Here is a 22,299-nt window from a genome sequence, read left to right on the forward strand (position 1 = left end):
AACCCACCGAAGTGGGTTAATGGTCGTATAAAGTAAATGCTCTATCTAGCCATACAATAAAAAATGTTGACTCATTCCTGTAACCAACCATGGGACTCATACCGAAAAATCTGAAAGCTATCAAATCAACATCATCAGTAATATGCTTGGGAATCGAAGCGTTAATGCTGCTACTCTTTATTTTTTCGAACCCCAGCCCATGCCTTGGCAGCCCTTTGATTTCGGACCATGATAGCTTGCTTAATGTGAATAACTTATCGGCTAAAGCTGCTTTTTCATCTTTTTGACAGCAATCTAGACAATACCCCTTCTGAAGGTATCGTAATGAAAATACTGGAGGATTATTTTCTGGCAGGTCGTCTTTGCTTGGTTTACTTAGACCAATACGCCCAGATTCTTCACTGGGCGGTTTGGCTATCTTACCTCTGAATTTATTTTTACCCTTTGCCATTGCGTATCATTAAACAATGAGGGTCTTGAAGAAGGTTTTCATTCTATCATTTGGAATGCTAATTGGCCCTGCTCCATCAATGTATGTATCAGCCCATGGTGACTCATCATGAGTCATATTTCTAAGTTTCCAAGCAGAAAACTGACCATATACATTGTAGACCTCTTCTAATAGGTCCAATTGATCTTCTGTGAATTTATTTTTATCAAAACCCTGTGAAGGTAAAGGTTCTCTCCCATAATTCTTATACTTAGCATATAACTGAGGAACTACAGGGCCGTGCATCCAAGCTTCAATGTTTTCATCAAACAATGGTTCATCTAGCAAAGCTAGCGAAAAACCTTGCGCATAATAAACTAGCTTTTGTAATTTAAGATTGGAAATGAGATCGCCGCTTTCATCATCGCAGCGTGATAAAAAGTAATCAGCCACATCAAAACAAGTAAGCATACGCACCTCAAATTAAATAGAATTTTTATCAAATTGATATAACAACTGAGGTTATAATGTAAGTTAAGTTACATTAAGTCAATAGCGTTGCTTGTATTTTACATTGCCATACGTATAATTCGCGCCCCGCGAGATTGCCACGTTCCACTTTGCGCTGCAATAGAAAGCTATTTCTCAATGCAAATCTAAACGTTAAATATCGCAGCACAAATAACTGTGTAAATAAACAGCCCTAATTATTTAGGGCATTACCGCCCTATTTTTTATGTATCAATTCTAAAGCTTTTGACTCCATCAATTGAATATCTTTCATCACGGTTGCCAGATCACAAATACCGTAAGCACTGGCCAGCATGGGGATAACGGTATAATCAATCCCAGTAGGACCGTCCATACTGACCCGCCATTGTGTTGATAGCGCTTGGAATAGCGTGACTGAAGCTTCAATATCTGGGGTAACCTCAACATCATTGTCATCAAGATCCCCCAGCAAATCTAATTCAATCGCTGACAGTGGCTTACTGTAAAGTGCCTGCGCAACCGCTAGGAGTTTTTTTCCCGAATACCTAAGAGCGCTTGGCGATAGGACGTAAAAATTTCGAAAGCTGCCCCTGGGTAGTTATCGAAAAATTCTGCCACATTATCGTGGTTAAACTCTCGATCTTTGAATCCCCACCCTTTCGCAATTTGAAGCAAAAATCCTGTATCGGTTAGATCGTCCGCTTTCCCCATCTCATCCAGTTCACTCATTTTCTTGTGAACGAATACAAACGGTAAATCACCTTGCTTACCGTCAGGTGTTGTAATTTTGACAGTATGTTCAAATGTCGGTGTTGGGTTGTAGGTTAACTTAGCCATTATTCGCCTTTTCATTAATCGTAATAACTGAATTGACTGTTACACCGTCAACAGTGGCAGTGATAGTCACTTTGCCCGCGGCTTTCAGTGTGACTTTACCTGCGGTATTCACAGTCGCTTTTGCGGTATCAGAGCTCTTCCATGTCGCATTCTGATTGGATGCATTAGCAGGTGTTAAGGTGAGGTTGAGTAAAATCACCTCTCCCACAACACCTGTGGCAATCGGTTTATCAATTGTGAGCTCAGATACCGGGATTACTTTGCGTGGGCGTAGACAGACTGTTTAGAACGCAAAGAGAAGCGAACGGTCGTTGTTTCAATTTCGTTCACCGCCGTATCAGGGATTTCTTTATACGAGGTCGATGCCAAATAATAGCGATCTTGCTCAGCACGTTTATTATAAAAACGCACAGCCACCAGCGATTTACTCTCATCATAACCCAGTAATAAAGCATGATGTTTAGCATCGGCGTTATAGGCTAATGTGTAAGTAATGATGTACGGGTTCTTAAAGGTGTCAATGCTGATTGCCTGATCATCCTCAAGAAACTGAATGCTGGTGGACTGCTGATCGCCCCCTTCAATGCCCACCGTCGTCACACGTTTGATTTGCGTCCAACCCGTGACCTTCTTGATAGTGCCCATTGCTTCTTCTGCTGGATATTTAGATTTATCCGTACTGTCAAAGCCTTCAATGGTGATATTGCTGGCCGCAACCGTTTTAACCCGTTTAGGGCCATTTAAATTACTCCAGCTGTCACTGATGATCACAACATCACCCGCTTTAATATCGCCCGCGCTTGCAACAGTAAGAACAACCTCACTGGCATTCGATGCAGCAGTAATCGCGATTGCTTCACCATATCCACTGGAAACCGAAACAGTAGAACCATTAGGAATGCTATATTCCGCCATAATGAACCTCTTTATTTATGCATAAAAAAAACCGCCAGCTGGCGGTGTTATCGAACTGAATCACATCGATAGAATGTGCGTATGGGAATGGTGTAGTGGGTATCCCCCACGAGAGGGGGTAATTGATTTGGCTCACTGTTGAGATAAAGGGTTTTGGTCAATGTGAGCCCGTTCTCAAGCTGAGTTTTAATATTATCCGCAATCAGGCTTAAGTGTTCGTCACCGCTCCCCACTTTACCCACAAGATTAATTTGAATGACCCCTTTTAAAATCGGCATATCGAGCGCTAGCCCCATATTCTCCGTTGCCGCTGGCAAAATATGCATTTGCAAATAAGGGGAGTTAATTTCATCAAAAGCCATATTAGGCCATGCCACCTTTAACCCCGCTTGCTTCGCAATCTGAGCCACCAGCGCACGTATTGACTGATTAATTTCGGATTGCTTCATGATTTCACCTCAGCCATGGCCTCTCTAAAGAACTGACTCACATTCTGTGCAGTGATAGCCACCATGCCATTCGGGGCTTGTTTTGAATGGCCCATTTCTAACGGGTAAGCATAGGGCACATTATTGGTAAAGTAGATAGCACTCATGCCTACCTTGAAGTGCTCAAGTACGTAATTTCCCATAGAGACGGTCATTCGGCCTGATTTATCAATTCGTCCTGTCTCACCGTCTGCAGGTGTATCAAACGTCACTTGCCAGTTACCCCGAAACCGCCCACCGGTATAACCTGGAGGGGCTTTGATATCCATGGAGTCATTGACACGCACGCGCTTTTTTAACTGACGTTTCTTTGGAGTAAGGTTATTAGGGTCTTTCCTAAGTTCTTCATTGTGTTCAAATACTGCTTGGTTATAACTGACTGCCGTCTGGTTGACTTCCCAGAGTTCAGGATTACCGACAGGTGACATTTGAACCAACTGAGCCAAAATTTTAAACCCCGTTTTCTTAACAACCGCTTCCATATCTGCTTGGGCATTATCAACAAACAAATTAATTGAACGCATAAATGATTGTGACATGTCACGCCCTCAATTGAGATTGATAGCAAATTACGAGTTCAGCAGGTTTAATTGGATTAGGCTCTTGTACACGCAACCACACGCCGTCAACGAATACCCGATCCCCTTTCTGAATAACCGTGGCAGGTGAAAAGACCATTTTGATATCTGTCGCCAGAATAAGCGTCCCGTCAATATCATGGGGTTTGTATTGCACCTTAACCCCTGTGGCGAGAAACTCAGTTTCAGGCTCGTGGTGCTCTTTTCCCGTCTCATCATCAACCCAATGTTTACCATCCCGTTTAACTGGGTATGAAGCACCGTATTTCTTCAGCATTCGCAACGCTGTGTGGTGACCACGCTGATAGATATTCATGGCTACCTCATTGCAAACGTATTAATGGCGAACCCCTCAGAGATATCAATCAAGCCCGATAACAAACCTTTCAACCAAGCAAAATTTGGTGCACCTGTATTGGTACCTTCCGCGTATTTCAAATCAACAGCGCCCTCAATACGTTCTGCAATGATTTCCCCACCTAAAGTAGGTTGCAGGTCGTTTTCTTGAGATTCAATCGCTAAGCGGCATTGGGCTTGGATAACTTGCTGGGGGATATTCTCACTTGAAACCGCAATACCATCACGAATTAATCCCGTACGTGGAAAAGAGAGCGGCTGATGAACATCGGTTCGCTTACCTAACCACTTTTGGGATTCGAGATAGTCCATGGCCACAATGAGCAATCCTTCTAATCCCTCATTAGGGAGCGTTAACCGCCTTGCTGAAGCATAGGCCTTTAAATCCGCTACGCTAGCATAGCTGTTAAAGGTCAGGGAGGTTTTATCTGAATCAATCATAAGCCCCTCAAAATAAGAAAGGGGTATTGCACCCCTTTAAGTTATTCACCACTTACAGGTGGCTTAGCCGTAAATGTAATTTCATCCGTTGACCGAGTCACTCCATCGACTGTTGCCGTGACAATGAATTGACCTTCGGTATCCGAGGACAATTTCACTGTCGCGCCCCCCGCTTTGCCCGTCTTAGAGGATGTCACACTCAAATTACCACCAGCTGTTGACCAATTAACGGTAGCCCCCTCAACTGGCGAGCTTCCCTTGGTATAATTGAGTGTAACGGTCACAACATCGGCACTGTCAGCGATAGCGGACATTTTATCCGCTGACAGTGCTACTTTCCCACTTCAGCGGTCAGCTTGATCATGACGCCAGCGGTTAACTTGTCGCTAGTGAAATGCTTTTTCCAGTTTCCTTTTGTCCCAATCTTGGCCAGGTCAGGGTTTTCACCTTTTGTTTCATCCCAGCTATAGCCTAGAACCCCCACGTTCACGGTACCTTCACCACGGTAGCCCACCTCTAAGTTCATCTTGTCATTGATAGGATAAGAACGGAAAGACGGCTCTTGGGATTCAGTAATACTCACAGCTCCTGGCACCAGACCAAAGATAGCATCTGCTGGAGCGGTATCGGTAACTAATACAGGCTTGCCCAATGTACCTGGCAAACCACCATAAACAACAATGCCCGCTTCTTCATAAATTTTGCTGGTGATAGCTTCATCAACAATATCAAAGTAGGTTCCAGAGTGCATAACCCAAAGAGCGATGCGACCAAACTTGTCACCGAAGGTGCGCATGCCACGTGTAAGCGTTTTCTTGCCATCAGTAGCAATGTCTGCTGAAACCACCATTTTGGTATTATTACCAATCGCTGCGCCCAAAGCAGAAAGTGCGTATTTGATGTAACCTTCCAGTGAAGCGTCCGCCGCATCAGCTCCCACCAGCTCTGAGAACTCAGAGACATCGCGACCACGGCGTTTAAATGCCTCTTCCGTCGTAGAATAAGGGCCATACATCCACGGTGCTTTAACATCAATGGACTCACCTGCACCAATTTTCTTACTTTCAACTTTATCAGTCGAGTTAACATCACGATGCCCAATCGAGCCGCCGATTTGATAGAAAGCACGTTTACGGAAATCGCCTTCAATAAACAGGTTATCCAGCACAATGGCACCATTCGATGCCTGGTTGAATACCGCTAAATTATCTTGGCGACGCTCTAAGAACGCGGTTTGTGCCAAATCGTTATAAATCACTAAATCACTATTCACTGTTGCTGTCATTGCTGCCTTTCCTTACTCTTTTGGAAGTCTTAAATAAGTGTCACGACCATAGCGGCGAATATATTCAGCCTTTTCGCTGGCGGACATTTGAGAACGTTTAAGGTGTGCACCACCTTGCTTATGTTTCCCTGCGTCTGTACCTGATGCGGCTGGGAATAAGTGCGGTGCGCTTTCTTTCAGGGATTCAATCCATTCAATAGGGGATAGCTGTGTTCGGCCATCTTTGCCCATGATTGGATTCCCATCTTCATCAACAGCGACGGCCTGACCTTCGTCGTTGATTTGAAAAATGCCTTTGGCACGTAGAATTAAATCTTCTTGCGCACTGCTTAATGCGCCCGCTTTACCCGCCGCTGAACGAATTTCATCACCCAAAACACGTGCGCGGAATTTATTGGCAAAAGCTTCTGCTTTTTCCACGCGGGCATTAGCCTCTTTTAACTGCTTATCTGTATCGCCACGCATGCGCTCGGTACGCTTATTAATGACTTCATCAATCTTGCCATCGGCAATGAGTTTGGCTTCTTCGTCATTTTCAAAGCGTTTAAGCATCCCTTTCACCGTGTCGGGATCAATACCATCAAAGCGTTTTAGGTTGTCGCCCTGTTCTTTGATTTTGCCGAGTAACTCGGTGTTCTTGGCTTTTAGTCCAGACACTTGCTGGTCGATAAGGGTTTGAATTTCAGGTGTGATTTCGAGTGCGCCACCAGCACCGCCCCCTTTATCCTCGCCACCAGCCTGTGAATAGTACTTGCGTTCGATATTCATAAATAACATGTGATTCCCCTTGGGATTGAATGCGCCTAGCGCGTTGAGTTAGTTCAGCCCTCAGCTGAATTTAGACATTAAAAAGGCCACCGAAGTGACCTTGAAGATTCAAATAAAACTATTTTTCTGTATCGTGAATTTTCTGTTTGAGCAGATAACCTTCAAGCGCCCAAATTTTATTAACTGCGTTCTGTCTGGCAATTTTGCGACCAATTTCCGCATCGAAATTTTCAGGACTTGCACATGCTGACTCACCAGTAACCATGAAGCCATTTTTTAATATCAATACACAAAACGTAAGGTAGTTAAGTGACTCATGCCATCCGAGTAAAGCTGTCTGAGGCTCAAGCGCCCCCCTAGCACCATCTTTAGCAGTAAAGTAGTAGCAATCCTTAATGATGCTATCAATATGCTCAGGTGTTACACGAGCCGCTGTTTTACCTTTGGCTTGGATTTCTTTTTCGATATCTTTATCTGTCATTTTTTAATTCCTTAAATAAAAAAGACCCCGTTAGGAGTCTTGGTCGAATAATTAAATTAATTACTGGAACGATTAGTTATAGCCCGCCTCTCTAAATGCCCGTTCATCCAGCGCTTTTAATTCAGATAACAGAATAAATTCGCCTTTATCGGTATAAAACTCAGAAGGAGCCATGCCGCCCTCTTTCATCAACCTAAACCGCACTTCACCAAACACTTGGCGCTGTCGCCATTCGGGTTGCCTTTGGATCCACTCTAAATACGTTGTTTTAACAGGAACTTGCCCATCCATTGACGCACGTGTCCCATCATCCATTTCATCCGTATCAATGCCTAAATCACGCCACGATTTAAGAATGAGTGTTTCCGTTGAGCGGCATCCCCAATGGATTTTGCCAGGGCCGCGTTTATAGGGAACCTTATGGCCAATCGGATGACCGTTTAAAGTATATTTCAGCCTGTCACGCACAATACAATCATGAGAGGTTTTGTTATCCAGTGTTGAAAGCCACTGTTTGCAATCAATAATGTCTTTATTGGCGTCCACTAAATGTTCACGTGCAGTGGCTTGCACATGATTGATAGCCGTTTTGGCTAGCGTGGTTGCATTTGCACGACTCATCTGTAATGCGCCGTCTTTATAATTCTGCTTCGCATGACCACGAATTTTTCGCCCGATTTGAACGGCGCTATCCCCATTGAGATAACCATTACGCACGGTATTGCTGATACGGGTCATACGGTCTTTTTCTAGCCCTGATGCCCACTCAGACAATAACTTCCCTTGGAAAGGTCGAGACATCGCTGAGGCGTATAACATCTCCTCGCTGATCCCCATAAAGGGATAATGGCGTAATACTGCATCAGGCAGCAGCGCATTGAACAGGGAGGGATAAAAACTGACTTCATGAAAAGCATACGCCTTCATTTCATCCGATAAAAACGCAAATGCCCGTTCTATTGCTTGACCATTAATTCGTTCGACTCTGGACAATAATGACTCCAACCGCCTAACCGTAAAGCTATTGATATCAATGTCAGCATCATCGAGCGCAGTAATTAATGTTGCTGTGAGCTCAGCGTCGAACTCATTCAATACCTTGACCATACGTTTAGCGACGCTGGTGGAATATCGACCTGAAAAGAGCGAATGAGCTATTAACTCATCCATTAACTGCGTATTCACGGATATCACGTTTCACCTACCATCGTGGGCTGCTGGGTATTCAGTTCATCCACCACCACCTCAATATCATCTGAAGGGTCGATAACATCGTATTTTTGCAAACTACGGACTAAGTCAGACTTACGTATTGCACTGGATTGCCATGCGGAAACTATTTCGCGGATCATCGCACTGTCCGCGATGTGGTTAACGAGGTCTTTGTTAATCTCAAACGAAATGTCCGTCGTATCTAAACCTAAATATTCAGCACACCACATTAGCGCTTTACTAAATGCATCAGAAACGTTTGAACAGCAAATACTCAGAATGGAAGTTTGGGCATTCTGTTCACCGACAGACTGAATAACCGTTTTGACCTTACTATCCGCAGAAACCAATTGAGCACCCAGCGCAACCATGTAATCACGCTTACTGTCCATCGCCTCTTTAGCCAGCATGTTAGGTTGTGCTTGAGCGTAACCAAAAAAGCCATCTTTAGGCAGCATAACGGGTGAACGAGAGCCCACAATAACCCCTGTTTTCTCTAAATGATCCCGCCACGTGGTATCTAACCCACCAAGGTATGGCTGAACTTGGCCACAAAAGAAAACAGAGTCCTCATAATCTGCCGAATTTCGATAATGCCCTAGGTTAATCTTTGCCAGCCCTAACAAGGGGGCTTCATCAATAGTGTGGTCATTATTCTGAGCACCGATAAACGTAAACGGGATTTCCTCCCACGCACCATTACCGGCACGCTCAGGGATGTATTCAGAATCGATTTGAAATACGCTTTGCCCTGCTGCCTTGCGATAAACACGGCAAATGAAATGACCGTCTTCAATGGCTAATACACGGTATTGAACCGCATCCTTAAAACCAAACCCGTCCTCTTCTTCCACCGTTTCACGCAATACCACCAGCGTTAACATCGTGCGCCCATTAATACGCGCTGTACGCCAGTTAATGATATCTTCAGCGCGATATTGGAATATGTACGGGAGTTTCGAATCGCTGTTGTAATCGACGTACAGACCATGCCGACCGACTTCTAATACTGACTCAAGTGAAGACTGAGCCAATTGATAGATACTTGAACCCGCCCCGTCAGCATCGTCTTTTAAACACGACAGCTTTTCGATAACGGCAACTAAGGGGTCTTTTTTAAACGCCATGCCTATCATACCGTTTCGGGTATTGCCCGTTATGGGGTAAAACACGGCCCTGTCTTGATAGTCTTTGTTACGTTTCTTTTTACGGGCATCATCCTGCTCGACAAGTTCGGGCAAATAAGTGTTTATATCCTCGCCACCTCGACATACATCACGGACTAACTTCCATTGAGGCGCAGCCGCTTTATATTCAGGGCGAGTAAAATCAACGTTGTTTGTACTCATTAGAAGGTTGTTCCTAAATTAATGCCAAAGGCTGGACGACTCGGTTTATGGAGAACGCGATAGCGTGTACTATCCCAGTCATGATCTTCTTGCTCGGTATCTACATCATCAGGGTTTTTAGAGTCTCGAACTAAAACAGGAACTCGACTGATCCAGCCTCGGCAATAGTCAAAGACATAAAATGCCGCTTTTTCTGGTATGCCTGACTCTGTTTTCTTACCTTCAATCACCGCCTCGAGCATATCGGCAAAAAGTGATGCACCGTTAATACGGGAACCAGGGTTTTTATTCGCTTTCATCCATTCGACACCTTGAGCCTCCATTTTTTGTGCAATGGAGTCCTCGTCATCGTTAGGGGTATAGATAGAATTATCTGCAGGACCTTTAATCACCTTTTTACAGATATTGGGCATAATATTCATTTGCCCCTGTGTAATACCGTCTTGAACTATTTCACTAGGGATAACGCTATCTAAGCCCGCTAAGCGCTCATCAATCCACTTAATGCCTTTAGCAACATTGGTTGATGACATATTCAGCCCCTTGTTGAGCTCATCAGGCGGGCACCCATACCACTCACCAATCAAAATTAACGTCCCTGCTGGTGGGCAAAACTTACGGCCATCGGGTAAGGTGGCTTCAGTACCATCCGATTGCGCCCACCACAAGTTAGAAAATGGCTTTGACTCCCCCCAGTCATGTGATCGGTCAACAACCCAACTGTCGGGGATCTGAAACGGCTTAATCACATGGTGTGTTGCATTCCAAAGATGGTCAAAACGCCCACCGCTTGTCACATCCCAAGAACCTTCCACCCACGCCTTTTTACGGTTTGGATCTTTAATGCTCATGAGCGTTGCGATGTATTGGGGATCTAAGTACGGGTTTTCCTTAAATGAGCCATGGATAGCGACGCGAGTTAATGTAATTTCTTCGTCACGCTCAGTTTGTGGGTTAAACACTTTTTGTGTTTCCCGAATAACGGTTCCTCGTGGCTTTGGTTCGATAAAACGCTTTTTCACCCATGTATGACCAATACCAAACGGGTTTGTCGTACTGAAAACCTCAAGCGGAATAGGCTTTAGTAATGTGCCATTTTCAAGGGGGTAATCTTTTGGTCTAAATGATGAGCGTCGACAAGAGAACATTGCCTCGTAGAAATCGGGTGATTTTTGCTTGGTTAATTCGTTAAAACCAATAAAGGGAAACTCTTGCCCATGGTAATCCCAATAATCATCCGCTTCTTTACCAAATCGAAATAGTAACTCTTCACCAGTTGGCCATACCCAACGCAATTCTGAGGCTGAAGCAAGAAAGCGAGCACCATCTTTAAACAACCGATACATCCGCTTTGATTGCGTGATGATGTCGGCAAGGTTTTTGTACTCCGTATCAAATATGATACCGCGCCAAAATGAGCCATAGCCAATACCCACATTACGCCTAAAACGGGCAAGTTGTGCCGCTGTTTTACCAGGACCTCGCGTGCCTTCATACAGTATTTCATTGCATGGGCAACTTAAGGATAACGACTGCGAACCAGGCAAAGGCTTCCAAACTACGTTGTAATTCATTCACCTAATACCCCGCCCTGTTGCTGTTGTGCGACTTTCTCCCAATCATCCACGCTGTCACAAGCAGGAACAGGCATAATGTTGTGCGTCGTCTCAACTTTCTGCTCTACCTTGTGTCTGTTGGTATAAACATCCCCACACTCTTTTGCAGCTTGCTCAGCTAATTGTGCCGTTAACGCAAAATTACGCATGCTCTCAGCTTTAACCGCCATTCGGTCTAACATTCTCAAACGGTAGGCTTTATTCGCTATGGGGATGTCTGTTATTTCAGTTTGGAATCGTTCACGGGTTTCATTAAAAAGCTCTACCCACTTTTTCGCTAATTTACGCCCACTTGACTTAGTTGGGTCATGAGATTCAACTTGCTGGCGGCTCACTTTTAACCCAAATTCATTTTTGACGGACTCAACCACTTGAGAGGGGGTGTCATAGCAGGCAAGGGATTGAATAATATAAATTTTAACCTCTGATTTTAACGCTGCCATAATCAATACCTGTCAAAACTAGTCAAAAATTTAAGCCAGTTTCATTAAACAGGTTCCGCACGCTCTGGATATATTCAACCTAGCCACTTCTGGCTTTTCGCTTGCGGCATCAATGATTGCTTGAACCTCTTCACTAGCGCCATATCGACGAACAACGCCGACAAATTCTTCTACATCATGCCCTCTTAATTTCAGCTTAGGCATACCGTCCTGTGTGAACTTGGGTGCGCCAAATTCATCCATGTCTTGTGCTATATGGTAAAGCTCATGCTCAATCAATGCACAAAACTCGGCATCCGAACATTGAGCGCAGTAATCAGCAGCTAATGTGATAACAAACTTAGGTATACGACCAAACCATTCATACATTTGTTGTTCCATTCTGGCTTTCTGCCAGCCACCAGCACGCATCATGACTTCTTCACATTGACCTAGCACATACCGACCTTTCTTATTGAATGAGTTTGAGGCCCACATAAAACAAATATCCGCATCAATTAAGTGCATATGATCAGGATTATGAATATCACCGTCATCATTGAGTAGGTGTTGCTGTACCCACTCATTAACCTCAGGAGCAGACGTTATTTTTATGTGCGGAGAAAATGATTCGATAAACTCATGAGGTGGATATGGCCTAGCAAATGCTTCATCACTCATAACTTCCTCAATCAGAATATTTAACTGGACATATCAATATATTTTCGGGACCCGTTGTGAAGCTAAACCATGAGAACCTATATAAAACTCTATCAACGCCACTCAGTGAATGACGTTTGTAGAATTTTATAAATCAAGTTGTTCTTTACGTTGAACCTCAGCGCGAACTTGCTCAATAGCATTCGCACTCGCTATCTCTGAGTTAGCTTGCGTATGTTGTATGGCTGTAATTGAAGACTGTAAGTAATTAAACTTATCCTCAATCAGTTGTTGAAGCTTTTCGAATTCTGACTGCTCGCGAGAAATGGCTTTACTTGTTTCAGCAATTTTAGCGGAAGATTTAAGGGGCACCTCAGCAGATACTTGCTCACGGTTATCATTAACGCCTGTGGTTATTTCAAACCGCGCTTGCTCTGCGCCCTTTTTAGTTTGTTCTTCTGCTGGCTGCAGTACCATTTTCTCTATAGTGCCATTCTCAATAAACACATCATTAATGAACACTCTGCTAGAAGAAACTGTAAACACAGGTTCTAAACACCCTTTAGGGTTGAATATACCAAAATCCACTGTGAAGCCTTGCTTAGCTGGCTGCTTCATTCCCGTGCTAACCATCAGACCTTCAATGCGCTTTAGTTGCGCTTCCAACTTATCTAAGTCAGTGCTATCAACTGATATCTTTATAGATAGGGTGGCTATTTCTTTTTTATCTGACATGTCTGTCTCCATAAATGAAAAAGCCACCAGTGATTAGCTGATGGCTATGAACCTTTACAAATATAAGTTGGCTATTGTTTAGCCAGTGCTGTACTGTTGACTAACTCATGCAGTACACGACTCATTAGGTATAATAAGACATAGTGTAGCCATATTTCAGACCCTCATTAGACACGTGGGTCTTTTTTTATTCTTTCGGAATACTTTTATCCAACTCTTCACGGAATTAAAGTGGTTTATCGAAACCTTGTGCTGCCATGGTGTTTCTCCATTAAAAAGACCCGCTATTGTAAGACTGACACATTTGGTTAAGATTTTTTACACTTATTTCTCAGTTAATATACTATTCTAAAAAAGATGACATAATAATAATCAACCTAGCTGTGCATACTGTTATGCCCACCCTCCCTGTCGGTATGTGGGCTATTTTTTTGCCACTTAAAACCCCTTCTATTGCAAAATCTTTGCTCACTTAATCCGCTATCAGCTGAAAATATTTAGAAATAACTTTGCATACTTTGAAATTCCTACTATGTTTAAAGTGATATTCAATTGTATAAGCAACATCTTTAGCCTACCGCTGTGTAGGCTTTTTTTGCTATCAAACTCATCAATCAATAGTCTTTTCCGTATTTCGTAACAATTTACACCTAGATTATTTAACTTATGTTGGTACTATGCGCACGCCCTTACGACATTTGGGTTATTCGTAAAATTAGTAATAAACATTCCAAGTATTTGCCTCTGCTTACTGAGGCTTTTTTTATCCATACAATTTCTGATACTATGGCCTCTAAAGCTACCACCATTATAGAATTAAGATAAAATTACTTTTTCAAAAACATGAACCTTATACATCCCCCTCCGATTACAACCATACTTATCGTTTTCTCTCTATTTATTTGCGTTGTATTTATTCTTATTCGTGATAACCACCAAGCAGGCGTTACAACTCTATTCTTTAAAGCATTTATATATCTACTTGCAGTTATCTCCTTCTTAAACTTACTTTTTCTAATTAGAACCTTCATTGGCTGGAGCTAATGTAAGCACTCCAATCTAATATAATCTTGTAAATACAAAGTTTGCTTTTCGTTCTCAACCATCATTTCTCTGAGACGCCAATAATCTTGTTCAGCTGCTTCACTAAGTCGTGCGGAACTTTCATTGCTTCCGCTTTCGGAGGTATTCGGTTCGGGCTTTGGACAGTCGGCGTTGACGTACACGCGCTTAGTGCCATTGCTAACATCAATACGCAACTGGTCAATTTCAGCTTTTGCATTTGTAAGTTCCGTTGTGTGTTTGGTGTCGAGTTCGTGAAGGGAGTTAATGCGCTTTTCGTAGTCTTCATTAATAGCAACCTGCTCATTGAAATCACTATTTAACTTAGAGAAACTACTTTCTAACTTAGTGTGTTTATCATTCAACTTGTCAAAGTCATCAGCAACCCACCAGAGCCAAAATAGCAAAATGGCACAAGCGGCCATTAATGCTTTAGTTAGCGAACCCATATTACGACTCTTTCACTGACAATGCGGCATCGCCGATTGGCAGAGTTCGGTTATCACCTTCCACACCTTTAGGCCATCTATAGCCAACAACTCTGGTCAGTGGGAATGATTTGATATTAACCGCATCCGATTGATTGCCGCCTAAAATAAGCAACTTACCATCTGCTGTTTTCCCTACACAAAAACCAACGTGCCCACCGCCAGCCCTATCAAAAACAACCACGCAACCATAGTGAGGCTCTTTTAATGCAATACCCCAATCTAAATATGATTTTGCCGCTTCAGGAACCTTGCTGACCGAGCGACTACCGATAATTCCAGCTCGTTCAAGCATCGCGCCAACATAGCCTGCGCACCAAGAGGTTTTGTCCTCCTTGATACCTGACCATTTCATATCTTTCCAATATTGAACAATTTTAGGATTGCTGTTCGGGCTGGGGAATCGAGTAACTCCAATTTCTTTTCTGGCTTCGATTAGCCACTTAGGTTCTGTCATTTCTTCACCATAAAAGTAAAAGGCCGCTTAATTAGCAGCCAGATTGATTTGATTCGGGACATTAGCTTACTGATGACAACAACCGACATGATGTTGCCACCAGCCGATAAAATGACGAGGAAAATAACTGCATCAAATACCACATCAGATGGCGCTGATATTCGTTCGCCTGCCAGTGTTTCACCAATCTGGTAAACCCAGCAAACAATTAATATATTGGTAACTATCGAATCTCTCGTTTTCTCATAAGGGCAAAGGAATGCGATAATAGCCGAGGCCACCATAAGACCAATATCGGTAGCATCTAAAGGGTGAGCCTCCACCCAGCAAGTTATATTCGTAAAAATCGTTAAGAAGGTGTCCATCAGTTACCCCCTTTATTTCGCCAGTCTTTAATGGCCTGTACGATACTGCTGAAGTTTCGGTCTATTGATACGGCAATACGGCTAAACAGCTTTCTAAGGTTGTCTTTGTTTGCAGCTAGCACCAAAACGGGGATTAACAAAGCCGAAATAATTACTGCCATTATTCTAGGGCTAATATCCCAGCTCCATATCTGTGAGATAACATCAGAAGCTTCTTTAGCAATGAGGATCCCCACGCCAAGAGCTAAGATAAAATGAAGTATCTTTCGTCGGTTATTATCTTTAGATGCAATGACGGAAACTGATGCGCCAATAACTGCCCCTAGCACAACACCATAGTCGGCACCAATAAGGAAACCGCCCATCGCGCCACCGCCAGCAGCACCGAGGGTTATCCCTATTGATGTGCTCATAAATGATTTGTTCTCTTGATTTAATAGGTGACGGGCGCAACTCCGCCTTATGCGCAGCTATCGATTTCTCTGCATGAGGTTTTCGATAAGTTAATGAAATATAGCTCGCCAATAGGCTTTGTATTTTGAGCGGGTTAAAAAGTAATGAAATGATCAGGCTAAACTTAACTGTTCTTTAGTCTTACCAGACAATTTAATGCATAGATTAATAAATATATTTTTCATATTATCTCCAATAAAAAAGGCCACCTAAGTGACCTAGTATTTGGGTGTCAAATAAACACGTTATTTAACTTCACTCCATACAAAGTCGTCACTTTGTAGTCTATGTGAGCCATAATGCACTTCATAGCCATTATCTAATAACGATGCCCGCAATTCCGCTTGAGTTTCAGTAGCATGTACGCTATCTAAATGCCATGGTGCATACTTAACCACTCCCCATCCCAAAACCGAATTTGCATTATCTGGGTCTGGGGCTAAATTGCTATCTACAAACATTTCTATCTCCTTTGTTGGGTACCCAGAGATAGATTATTGTATTTATTGCTTACTAGCCAATAACTTTAACTGAAATTTCCACGTCTTCACTATCACTATGGGTAGTGGTAATCAAGAACTCATCAGAGGTGCAGCTTACCTTGTATTTTTTATGGAATTCAGCGCTTGACTTGCCATAGAGAGTATCTTTTATAAGTAAGTTACTTCCCTGGTGTACTTCAAAAGAGACGGAGCCACTAAGCTTCGTCACCGTAACTTGGATTGTTTTCATTTGATGCCTCTCTTAAATAGAAAGGGCCACGCAATGCGCAGCCCTTGGAATGGGTGACTGATTTAGTTCAGCCGGACTGTTCCGCGCTACCAGAACTTGATAGCAGATTATAAGTATTATGGAGGCATACGCTGAGAGTGTATGCGTTCAGGTTCCTCACACATTAACCCTGGGCAACAGTAAATCAAAGATATACGTAAAGACATACGTATAAATAAAGAAGAAGATTAAAATAACAACCTCCATCGAGAAGGCCTTTAAAAAACCCACATCATACCACCACATGTAGAGAGGTACTGTGAACATAAATAAACCAATCTCAAATCCTGCTGAATGAAATATTCTGACTTTAACGGTTCGTTTTTTTATCCTCAGCCTACATTCAAGATATTCAAATAGTGTGTTAAAAACATAATTCCATATCAATGCAATAACCGAAACAATAACCGCGACAAATGTTGAACTATGTCCACTATCATTACTTAAAATGAAAAGCAACAAGGCGCTTAATAAGATTGCAAAAAACTCAAAAACAACGGCATAAAGCAACTTTCGTGAACGTGACGACAATATAAGCACGAATGACCCCATTAATTAAGGTGATTCGGCCCGTCCCGAACTTTGCCCTGATATTTAAGTCACGGTTTCCACTTAAATCATATACTCCCTAGTCTAACGAGATATAACAAAAGTGCAAATCACACATGTAACTCTGACAAGTAGGAACAGCAAGTCTTATGTTTATTTTGGGCATAAAAAAACCCCGCATTGCGAGGTCTTGAATTGGTTTAATGTGACTAGGTATAGAATGTCCATTATTAGAGGATAATAAGCTAATTTTATGCAAAATGCAACAGGATAGAAGCCCATTTTTTCTTGGCAGCTATGAGAAACCATGCTAGGACAGCCCATAAATTACTGAACGCAACAATCAATTAATCTAAGAGTAAGCCTAACTATTAAGCAATGTATCTGATGTAAGATATAAGAAACAAACTCAACAGCCTATCGGGGTAAATATGAAAAAACTAGTTTATGTATTCTTATTTATGTCTACTTGCGCATTTTCAGCCAACGACAACAACGAAGGAGGAATTAAAGACAATGTAAAATCAATAACGTCATTAATAACAGCCTCAAGTAAAGATGCTTTATCTGGGCTGAAGGAAGGAATTGATGAAGGAAGAGCCTCTGGAAGCAGCATTGACGGTGCTATTATTATTTACGATATAGAGAATCTAAATAAACACACTGACGTAAAGGTAACATCATCTGAAAAAATTACTGATGGTGAATATCTACTTACTGTCGCAATTAAAAATAAATCAGACTCGGCTATTCGCTTAACAAACCTTAATGACAAAAATAATATTTTTATATTAGATCAAGATGGGTTTACTTCTTACCTATCTACGGTTCAAAATGATATTAGCATTCCCAAAAGAGCTGCTTCTAAAGTGAAATTTAAATTTTCAGCGGTAGATGAAACTCCTTCTGTATTGAGGCTTTATGACCTAGATATCAAAATACCAACAGAAAAATAACTCATAAATTAATCATCTATTTAAAACGGACTACGCAGCATACTGTCCGTTTTGTTTTTAAATAAAATCAAGTCACTATTAAACTTATTTTATTGCTTTACAAAAAGCTCGCTCCGCTATCCATTCTTCAAAATAACACTTACTTGCTAGTTTCTCATAAAATGGTTTCCAATTGCGTGACCATGATGATTGAGTTAAATCAGGTATCAGGTGTTTTATCGCATTATATGCAACAGACGACGGTACACGGTTGAACCCCTTACCAGCACAACGAGGGCAATCTTTAAATACAGGCACGCCCTGCAGCTTAGTTTGAATGTCATCTAATACCTTACCTCGCCCTTTGCAGCGACAACGGTGCGCTATTTGACCTTTGCCATTGCAAGAAACGCATAACTCATCCACCTCTTCATTTTTTGTCCATGGCTCAATAATTACAGTTCCGTCTAGTCTCGTTATACCAGGATGTTTAATGACGTCCTTACGCTTATAAATAAGACCCTTACCGCTACATGCTGAACATGGAAACACTGAGCCTGCTGAACGTGCGTAATCTTCAAATGCCATCTTGGCCAGAATAATTAAGCAATAACCCAACTTTTTACCTGCAGCTTTAGCCACCAGTTTTGGTGTGATTTTTTTAGCGTATTGGATCAAAGCTTCCACCGTAGAAAACTTATCCTCTTCACTGACATCATTTTTCGCCAAGAATGCCGTCATGCCAAATTTAGCCTGTGATTTAGTCATCCCCATTGCAGCCATGATATCCGTTCCTGTTATTCGGTCAGGAGAGGTACAACCTGCTACATTACCGAATGTAGGTGACTTAGGGTGAAAGTTTTTAAGTGCGTTTTCGAGTTTCATTAAGCCACCTCTATTGCTTCACTAAAATTAATTGAAATCACATCCATGTGTAAATCCTGCTAATAAGTATGTTTTAATGCATTTTTTTATCTAGGCCATCAAACCGACGAAGTTCTGCGCGAAGTTTTTCGTTTTCAGTAGTTAGTTCCCTGATGGCATCCCTACATTCAATCAGCTTGTCATACATTTCAATAATCATGCTAGCACCTGCTAATTCACGAATTTCACTTTCTAAATTATGCTGAATTGTTAACCATTCTTCTGGCCAGCCATGCCCTTTTAGCTCCTCCCCTCTCATTTTTTCCTTTAAAGATTTGTATTCGTTTACTGCATTTTTTAGTTTTATCTTTCTGTCTTCCATTTTTAGCCCTTATTTGATTTAGTATTCAGATACATTCATCATTTTCCAGTCTTCATCGTAATGAGAAGCTGGCATATTACCGATGTAATTATAGGGATCCGCATCTTCCTTCGTAAGAAACTGATGTGAGCGTTTATTTAGATACAGCCCCACAGCACCTTCCCACCCCTCACCATTTCGTTGTTTTTCGATAAATAGTGTAGAAGCTGACATTTCTAGTTTTTCAAGATCTTTGTCTGTAAGCATGACGCCTGATTCTTTTTTCTGAACAACCCGCTCACGAGGTTTATTTCGCCAGATTATCATTAAGTTATCCGTAAGGTCAGTTATCGCTCCCGTACCTTTGACATCCATCTTCCCCGTTGGCTTTTCTTCACTATCAGATTTTCGACTGTGTGTTACTAGAATGATGTGGCTACTTGTTTTATTTTTGAAATCACACAACGCATCAACAAAAGCTTTCTGCCCATTGTAATCATCTTCACCAATACCGCATTTCATTAAGCTATCAATAACAAACAGTTTTACGCCATATCGACGATGAGCATATTCGAATATTTCAAGTAGGCGATTAGCTTTAGCTGTTCCAGTTAAGCCAAATAACCAGAGACGATCATCATAAACCCCAAATGAAGCGTCTATTTCCATTATTGGTGGCTTTTCGGAGCAAGTGGTTTGCCTTATTAGTCGTTTTAATAGTTGTCCTGGCTTAAGCTCCAAAGATGCCACGCAAACACGGGTTTGCTGGCGCATGGCTTCAAGCATAATATGTCCAACAACTTCTGTTTTCCCGTGCCCATTAACACCGTTCAGAACGGTTAATTCTGACTCTCTAAAGCTAAAATTGTAATTAAGTGGCTCCCACGGCGTTCTGAACAGGTATTGTTCTTTGCCATAAAATGCATTAACCGCATCCTGATAAAATTCACGAGCGCTATACAACTCTTCAGGGTCAAAGTACGCTGCAGTTTCAATGCATCGAAATAGCTCATCTTCAGTCATACCTGCCTGTAAGCATTCGTTAATATCTTTTTTCGGTAATTTCAACATTCGACATCGGTGCTCACCTAGTCGACTGGCAATTTCTTTTGCTGCAATCTGTCCAACTTCATCGTTATCAAGAGATAGCCAAATTTCGGTAAAACGGTCTAGGTTATGGTATTCAAACTCTATCCACTGCTGCTTGGCCCCCTTACCGCCCCCAAATGGTACAGACAAAGCTGGTAATCCGTACTGATGATAACTCAAGCAGTCAATTTCACCTTCGCACAAGATCAGGACTCTTGCATTGTTTGGCATTGCCTGCCAACCAAATAGGCAAGGCTCACAGTTTGCTTCAGCCATAATGATTTTTTTGCCATTTGGTCGCTCAGTGCTGATACGCTTTACTTGTAATAATTCACCATCTCGCTTGTACGGAAAGGCTATCGCAGGAAGCTCTCGGTTATCATCATGAGACCAAACAACAGCATCACATACACCAAAAGCTTCTGCTGTTGCTTTGCTTATGCCGCGCCCCTCAAGGTAATCAAAACAATTGGTAGTCTTTCGAACGTGTTTCGCTAATGCCTTGCGATCTGGCTTTGAGAATGTCTTTTTTTGTTTGGCTGCAAAATGGTGATCAGTATCGTGAATGCCTAAAAACTGCTTGGCCTCAGACATCGCCTGATGCAAACTGCAATTGCGAACTAGCACCCACAAATCAAGTAAATCACCACCCTCTCCCGTTGCAAAATCAGACCAAACCTTTTTACCTGACAAGTTTATTTTTAAACTCTTGCCCGCTTCACCGTGAATATTGCCAGCGATCCACTCCTGTCCGTCTAAACGCGCGTTCGGCGGAGGTAGCAAATACTTCGCTACTCGCTCAACGTTGTCCCATAATTTCTCTGATAACTCATTCGGCGTCATTTCAAATTCCTTAAAGACAATCCTGTGGCCAAACATCAACTTCAGCTACTCGTCGCGGATATAAATCCCATTGCCGAGATCAATTAATCCGCCAGCAGAACGCCGAGCCTGTGCTTTCGTGCCTTGCTGACCCCGCTGGAAGGTTTTGGCGTTACGAAGCCATGTGTTTAGGGCTAAATCCCATTTGGCGTAGGTGGACCCCTTACTGCCATGATGGTCGCGAAATTTCAAAAACTCTTCCTGCAAGTCAACACCTAGCTCACAAGCCAGCTCTTGATGTTTTTCAGTTGGGGCAAAGCCCTCTGGCATGGTGTGTTTTTTGGTTTTAGCTTTTTTGGGTGACGGTTGGGATTTTTTGTTAGCCGCGTTTTCGCGGTTATAAATATTCTCTGTAGTAATCTCTGTAGTAATCTCTGTATATGTATCACTTTTCAACGTAGGTGCGCTTACGTCAGAAAGTAATAGTGGTTCCGTTTCAACGTAAGGGGTGTTACGTTCAGATGTAACAGGTATTCCATTTTTCTCATCTTCATCCGTCAGATTTGAAGCGTTATTCGTGATGGCATAAATAGCTTCGGGAACAACTTCAACGTATAGAACATTATTAAGCGTCGCTCCTTCTGGAGTGGTAACTGTTCGCAATTCCAGCGTAATTAAGCCTGCTGCTCGCAGTCTCTTCAGAGCATCCGTAGCTTCTCGTTTTGAAAACCCAAATTGATTAGCAAATGCCTGATAACTACGCTGCAACTTGTCGCCATGGAAACGCTTGCGCCATCCCCTGAGCTCACCAGTTACCTCATCTCTAATCTCAGATGGGCGATACCAGTAGACAATATCAGATAGTAAAATAATGGCTGTAGAATCAGGCTTACCGCTAGGTAATTTAATGTATTGCCACCAATTTGACGGAATAACATTACCGGATAAACTGAGCTTACCAATCTGATTAACCGCGTCGGTTGGTGTGAGCTTATTCATTAATAACCTCCTCGAAAA

General features: G+C 42.4%; 32 protein-coding genes. 1 reads left to right on the top strand and 31 read right to left on the bottom strand.

Annotated elements, in window-relative coordinates:
* Positions 1–16: 16 nt before the first annotated feature.
* The 27 genes from PR808_RS01575 to PR808_RS01705 form a co-directional block, all read right to left on the bottom strand.
* Complete coding sequence (locus tag PR808_RS01575; protein WP_272538544.1) at positions 17–451, bottom strand: hypothetical protein; 435 nt, start codon at positions 449–451, stop codon at positions 17–19.
* Between the two features lie 9 nt (positions 452–460).
* Positions 461–901, bottom strand: a complete 441-nt coding sequence (locus tag PR808_RS01580) for a Panacea domain-containing protein (RefSeq protein ID WP_272538545.1) — start codon at positions 899–901, stop codon at positions 461–463.
* Between the two features lie 256 nt (positions 902–1,157).
* Positions 1,158–1,394, bottom strand: a complete 237-nt coding sequence (locus PR808_RS01585) for a DUF1799 domain-containing protein (protein ID WP_209102771.1) — start codon at positions 1,392–1,394, stop codon at positions 1,158–1,160.
* A gap of 50 nt (positions 1,395–1,444) precedes the next feature.
* Complete coding sequence (locus PR808_RS01590) at positions 1,445–1,759, bottom strand: phage tail assembly chaperone (protein WP_164528721.1); 315 nt, start codon at positions 1,757–1,759, stop codon at positions 1,445–1,447.
* Entirely contained in the window at positions 1,752–2,015 is a 264-nt protein-coding gene (locus PR808_RS01595) for an Ig-like domain-containing protein (protein WP_272538584.1), read from the bottom strand. Before PR808_RS01595 ends, PR808_RS01590 begins: the two co-directional genes overlap by 8 nt.
* Positions 2,015–2,674 carry a phage tail tube protein gene (locus PR808_RS01600; protein WP_196719272.1) on the bottom strand — a complete coding sequence of 220 codons (660 nt, stop codon included), beginning with the start codon at positions 2,672–2,674 and terminating at the stop codon, positions 2,015–2,017. Before PR808_RS01600 ends, PR808_RS01595 begins: the two co-directional genes overlap by 1 nt.
* Positions 2,675–2,721: 47 nt before the next feature.
* Positions 2,722–3,123, bottom strand: coding sequence for a phage tail terminator-like protein (locus PR808_RS01605; protein ID WP_272538546.1), 402 nt, complete (start codon positions 3,121–3,123; stop codon positions 2,722–2,724).
* Positions 3,120–3,701, bottom strand: coding sequence for a hypothetical protein (locus PR808_RS01610; protein WP_272538547.1), 582 nt, complete (start codon positions 3,699–3,701; stop codon positions 3,120–3,122). Before PR808_RS01610 ends, PR808_RS01605 begins: the two co-directional genes overlap by 4 nt.
* A 1-nt stretch (position 3,702) precedes the next feature.
* Positions 3,703–4,056, bottom strand: a complete 354-nt coding sequence (locus PR808_RS01615) for a hypothetical protein (RefSeq protein WP_272538548.1) — start codon at positions 4,054–4,056, stop codon at positions 3,703–3,705.
* 2 nt (positions 4,057–4,058) lie between these two features.
* Complete coding sequence (locus PR808_RS01620) at positions 4,059–4,538, bottom strand: DnaT-like ssDNA-binding protein (RefSeq protein ID WP_272538549.1); 480 nt, start codon at positions 4,536–4,538, stop codon at positions 4,059–4,061.
* A 41-nt stretch (positions 4,539–4,579) separates the two neighbouring features.
* Positions 4,580–4,852, bottom strand: a complete 273-nt coding sequence (locus tag PR808_RS01625) for an Ig-like domain-containing protein (RefSeq protein ID WP_272538550.1) — start codon at positions 4,850–4,852, stop codon at positions 4,580–4,582.
* Positions 4,853–4,869: 17 nt separating this feature from the next.
* Complete coding sequence (locus PR808_RS01630) at positions 4,870–5,823, bottom strand: major capsid protein (protein WP_272538551.1); 954 nt, start codon at positions 5,821–5,823, stop codon at positions 4,870–4,872.
* Positions 5,824–5,835: 12 nt separating this feature from the next.
* Positions 5,836–6,600 carry a hypothetical protein gene (locus PR808_RS01635; RefSeq protein ID WP_272538552.1) on the bottom strand — a complete coding sequence of 255 codons (765 nt, stop codon included), beginning with the start codon at positions 6,598–6,600 and terminating at the stop codon, positions 5,836–5,838.
* Between the two features lie 109 nt (positions 6,601–6,709).
* Positions 6,710–7,072: a Gp49 family protein gene (locus PR808_RS01640; RefSeq protein ID WP_110592008.1), complete on the bottom strand. Its 363-nt coding sequence runs from the start codon at positions 7,070–7,072 to the stop codon at positions 6,710–6,712.
* A gap of 72 nt (positions 7,073–7,144) precedes the next feature.
* Complete coding sequence (locus PR808_RS01645; RefSeq protein WP_272538553.1) at positions 7,145–8,266, bottom strand: hypothetical protein; 1,122 nt, start codon at positions 8,264–8,266, stop codon at positions 7,145–7,147.
* Positions 8,263–9,633: a DUF4055 domain-containing protein gene (locus PR808_RS01650; RefSeq protein ID WP_272538554.1), complete on the bottom strand. Its 1,371-nt coding sequence runs from the start codon at positions 9,631–9,633 to the stop codon at positions 8,263–8,265. Before PR808_RS01650 ends, PR808_RS01645 begins: the two co-directional genes overlap by 4 nt.
* Positions 9,633–11,207, bottom strand: coding sequence for a terminase (locus PR808_RS01655; RefSeq protein ID WP_272538555.1), 1,575 nt, complete (start codon positions 11,205–11,207; stop codon positions 9,633–9,635). The genes PR808_RS01650 and PR808_RS01655 overlap by 1 nt, the downstream gene beginning before the upstream one ends.
* Positions 11,204–11,692, bottom strand: coding sequence for a DUF2280 domain-containing protein (locus tag PR808_RS01660; RefSeq protein WP_110592012.1), 489 nt, complete (start codon positions 11,690–11,692; stop codon positions 11,204–11,206). The genes PR808_RS01655 and PR808_RS01660 overlap by 4 nt, the downstream gene beginning before the upstream one ends.
* 30 nt (positions 11,693–11,722) lie before the next feature.
* Complete coding sequence (locus PR808_RS01665) at positions 11,723–12,352, bottom strand: putative metallopeptidase (protein WP_272538556.1); 630 nt, start codon at positions 12,350–12,352, stop codon at positions 11,723–11,725.
* Positions 12,353–12,478: 126 nt separating this feature from the next.
* Complete coding sequence (locus tag PR808_RS01670; protein WP_272538557.1) at positions 12,479–13,066, bottom strand: hypothetical protein; 588 nt, start codon at positions 13,064–13,066, stop codon at positions 12,479–12,481.
* 1,040 nt (positions 13,067–14,106) lie between these two features.
* On the bottom strand, positions 14,107–14,577 hold the full coding sequence (locus PR808_RS01675) for a lysis protein (RefSeq protein ID WP_272538558.1): 471 nt from the start codon (positions 14,575–14,577) through the stop codon (positions 14,107–14,109).
* A gap of 1 nt (position 14,578) precedes the next feature.
* Positions 14,579–15,073, bottom strand: a complete 495-nt coding sequence (locus PR808_RS01680; protein WP_272538559.1) for a TIGR02594 family protein — start codon at positions 15,071–15,073, stop codon at positions 14,579–14,581.
* Positions 15,070–15,438 carry a hypothetical protein gene (locus tag PR808_RS01685; RefSeq protein ID WP_272538560.1) on the bottom strand — a complete coding sequence of 123 codons (369 nt, stop codon included), beginning with the start codon at positions 15,436–15,438 and terminating at the stop codon, positions 15,070–15,072. Before PR808_RS01685 ends, PR808_RS01680 begins: the two co-directional genes overlap by 4 nt.
* The gene (locus PR808_RS01690; protein ID WP_272538561.1) at positions 15,438–15,851 is read right to left on the bottom strand and encodes a putative holin; all 414 of its coding nucleotides are present in this window, start codon (positions 15,849–15,851) and stop codon (positions 15,438–15,440) included. Before PR808_RS01690 ends, PR808_RS01685 begins: the two co-directional genes overlap by 1 nt.
* A gap of 285 nt (positions 15,852–16,136) precedes the next feature.
* Positions 16,137–16,352, bottom strand: a complete 216-nt coding sequence (locus tag PR808_RS01695) for a hypothetical protein (protein WP_125892325.1) — start codon at positions 16,350–16,352, stop codon at positions 16,137–16,139.
* A 52-nt stretch (positions 16,353–16,404) separates the two neighbouring features.
* A complete protein-coding gene (locus tag PR808_RS01700) occupies positions 16,405–16,623 on the bottom strand; it encodes a hypothetical protein (protein ID WP_125892327.1) in 219 nt (72 codons plus the stop codon).
* Between the two features lie 156 nt (positions 16,624–16,779).
* Positions 16,780–17,214 carry a PACE efflux transporter gene (locus PR808_RS01705; RefSeq protein ID WP_272538562.1) on the bottom strand — a complete coding sequence of 145 codons (435 nt, stop codon included), beginning with the start codon at positions 17,212–17,214 and terminating at the stop codon, positions 16,780–16,782.
* A gap of 428 nt (positions 17,215–17,642) precedes the next feature.
* Between PR808_RS01705 and PR808_RS01710 the strand changes: the two genes are divergently transcribed.
* The gene (locus PR808_RS01710) at positions 17,643–18,167 is read left to right on the top strand and encodes a hypothetical protein (RefSeq protein WP_272538563.1); all 525 of its coding nucleotides are present in this window, start codon (positions 17,643–17,645) and stop codon (positions 18,165–18,167) included.
* An 84-nt stretch (positions 18,168–18,251) separates the two neighbouring features.
* On the opposite strand, the gene PR808_RS01715 is transcribed toward PR808_RS01710, so the two are convergent.
* The 4 genes from PR808_RS01715 to PR808_RS01730 all read right to left on the bottom strand — a co-directional run bounded on the left by PR808_RS01715 (position 18,252) and on the right by PR808_RS01730 (position 22,281).
* Positions 18,252–19,031, bottom strand: a complete 780-nt coding sequence (locus PR808_RS01715; protein WP_272538564.1) for an antitermination protein Q — start codon at positions 19,029–19,031, stop codon at positions 18,252–18,254.
* Positions 19,032–19,104: 73 nt separating this feature from the next.
* Positions 19,105–19,392: a hypothetical protein gene (locus tag PR808_RS01720; protein ID WP_272538565.1), complete on the bottom strand. Its 288-nt coding sequence runs from the start codon at positions 19,390–19,392 to the stop codon at positions 19,105–19,107.
* An 18-nt stretch (positions 19,393–19,410) separates the two neighbouring features.
* Positions 19,411–21,303, bottom strand: a complete 1,893-nt coding sequence (locus PR808_RS01725; protein WP_272538566.1) for a toprim domain-containing protein — start codon at positions 21,301–21,303, stop codon at positions 19,411–19,413.
* Positions 21,304–21,348: 45 nt separating this feature from the next.
* A complete protein-coding gene (locus PR808_RS01730) occupies positions 21,349–22,281 on the bottom strand; it encodes a hypothetical protein (protein ID WP_272538567.1) in 933 nt (310 codons plus the stop codon).
* Positions 22,282–22,299: the final 18 nt, after the last annotated feature.

Source organism: Providencia sp. PROV197, from assembly GCF_028479625.1.
GTDB classification, from domain to species: domain Bacteria; phylum Pseudomonadota; class Gammaproteobacteria; order Enterobacterales; family Enterobacteriaceae; genus Providencia; species Providencia vermicola.